Annotated in this window: 3 protein-coding genes; all 3 read right to left on the bottom strand. The window is 70.7% G+C overall.

From position 1 onward, the window contains the following. Window positions 1–330: ATP-binding cassette domain-containing protein (locus ACYVDA_RS20695; RefSeq protein ID WP_460820432.1), on the bottom strand; the 330-nt coding region annotated here is incomplete at its 3' end. Further along, window positions 327–935 (bottom strand): ABC transporter permease, encoded by a 609-nt coding sequence (locus ACYVDA_RS20700; protein ID WP_460820433.1) that lies wholly within the window; start codon window positions 933–935, stop codon window positions 327–329. The genes ACYVDA_RS20695 and ACYVDA_RS20700, both read right to left, overlap by 4 nt. Window positions 936–1,138: 203 nt before the next feature. Continuing rightward, window positions 1,139–1,548: ABC transporter permease subunit (locus tag ACYVDA_RS20705; RefSeq protein ID WP_460820434.1), on the bottom strand; the 410-nt coding region annotated here is incomplete at its 5' end.

Here is a 1,548-nt window from a genome sequence, read left to right on the forward strand (position 1 = left end):
GCGACTCCGTCCACGAAGTCGATCCGCGAAGGCGACGTTGTCGAGCACGCTCAAGTGGGGGAAGAGGTGCGGCTTCTGGAACATGACGGTGAGGTCGCGCCGCTCCGGCGCGACGTCCAGGACGCTGGTGCCGTCGAGCAGCACGTCCCCGGCCTCGGGCTTCTCCAGGCCGGCCGCGACCTTGAGCAGAGTGGTCTTGCCGGATCCGGAGGGCCCGAGGACAGCGAGCATCTGCCCGTCTTGGACCTCGAGGTCGATCCCGGCGAGCGTCGCCTGGGCGGAACCGGGGTGGCGGTGACTGATGCCGGAGAGGGTCAGAGCGGCGGTCATGAGCGGGCAGCCATTCTGCGGCGTGAGGCCGCGTAGGTGAAGACCGCCAGGGCCACCATCGGTGGAAGGCTGGCAGAGATGGCCAAGGTCGAGGTGAGGGCGTCGTTGCCGGATCCGGCTGCCGAGGAGCCGATCAGCATGGGAGCGGTGACGATCTGTCCGCCACCGATGAGCAGGGTGACCGCGTAGTCGCTCCACCCGACCAGGAAGGCGAGTCCGGTGGCGGTCACGAGCCCGGCGGTGGCAGCCGGGAACGTGACCCGGCGTCGGGCTTGGCGTGGGCTGGCGCCGAGGACTCGGGCCTGCTCCTCGAGGGCGGGATCCAGGGCGAGGTAGGTGGCTCGCATGGTGAACGTCGTGTAGGGCAGCGCGAACACACTCAGGACGAGCACCACAGCGACTTCCTGGGGGATCCCCAGCCGGAGGATGACGACGTCGAGACCCATCGCGACCGCGAACGGTGCCAGCACCACCGGACCGAGCAGCACGATCGAGGGCAGGGCGGGTCGGCGCAGCAGCCGCCACCCCAGCGCCCGACCGGCCATCACCCCCAGCGGCGTCGCGATCAGCGCGACCGCGGTCCCGAGCAGACCGGAGTGGATCAACGCCGAGATGACGCCGGCATCGACAGCCTCTCGCCACCCGCGAAGACCGAAGTCTTGGGGCAGCCGAGCCGTCCCGGACCAGCGTGTGGCGCCCGCCCACAGCACCAGCGGAGTCAACGGGATCCCCAACCAGAGCACCACAAGCGCCGGGAGCACCCTGCGACGCGTCGCGGTCGTGCCCGATCCCGAAGCGGTCGGCCGCCTCATCGGTCGGCTCCGAGTCGTCGTACGAACGGGAGAGCGACGACGGCCACCAGGAGCGCGAGCCCGGTGGCGACCACGGCTGTGGCAGCGGCCTGTGGTCGAGCGGTGACGTCGATGTCGGTGAAGAGCCGGTAGGCCATCACCGGCAAGGGCTCGGGGTACGCGCGGCCGAGCAGGCGGGCGACCTCGTAGGTGCCGAGTGAGTAGACGAAGACGATGAGCGAGGACGATGCCAGGGCGGGCGCGGAGAGGGGCAGCAGGACACGTCGCCACTGCGCTCGGGGTGCTGCTCCGAGCACGGCGGAGACCTCGCGCAGGTCGGCGTACCGTCGTCCGAGCGAGGCGGTGAGGACGAGGGCCACGAAGGCGGACTCCTTCCAGGCGAGCTCCAGGACCGTTGCCCAGGGCC

This window comes from Nocardioides korecus, assembly GCF_054778395.1.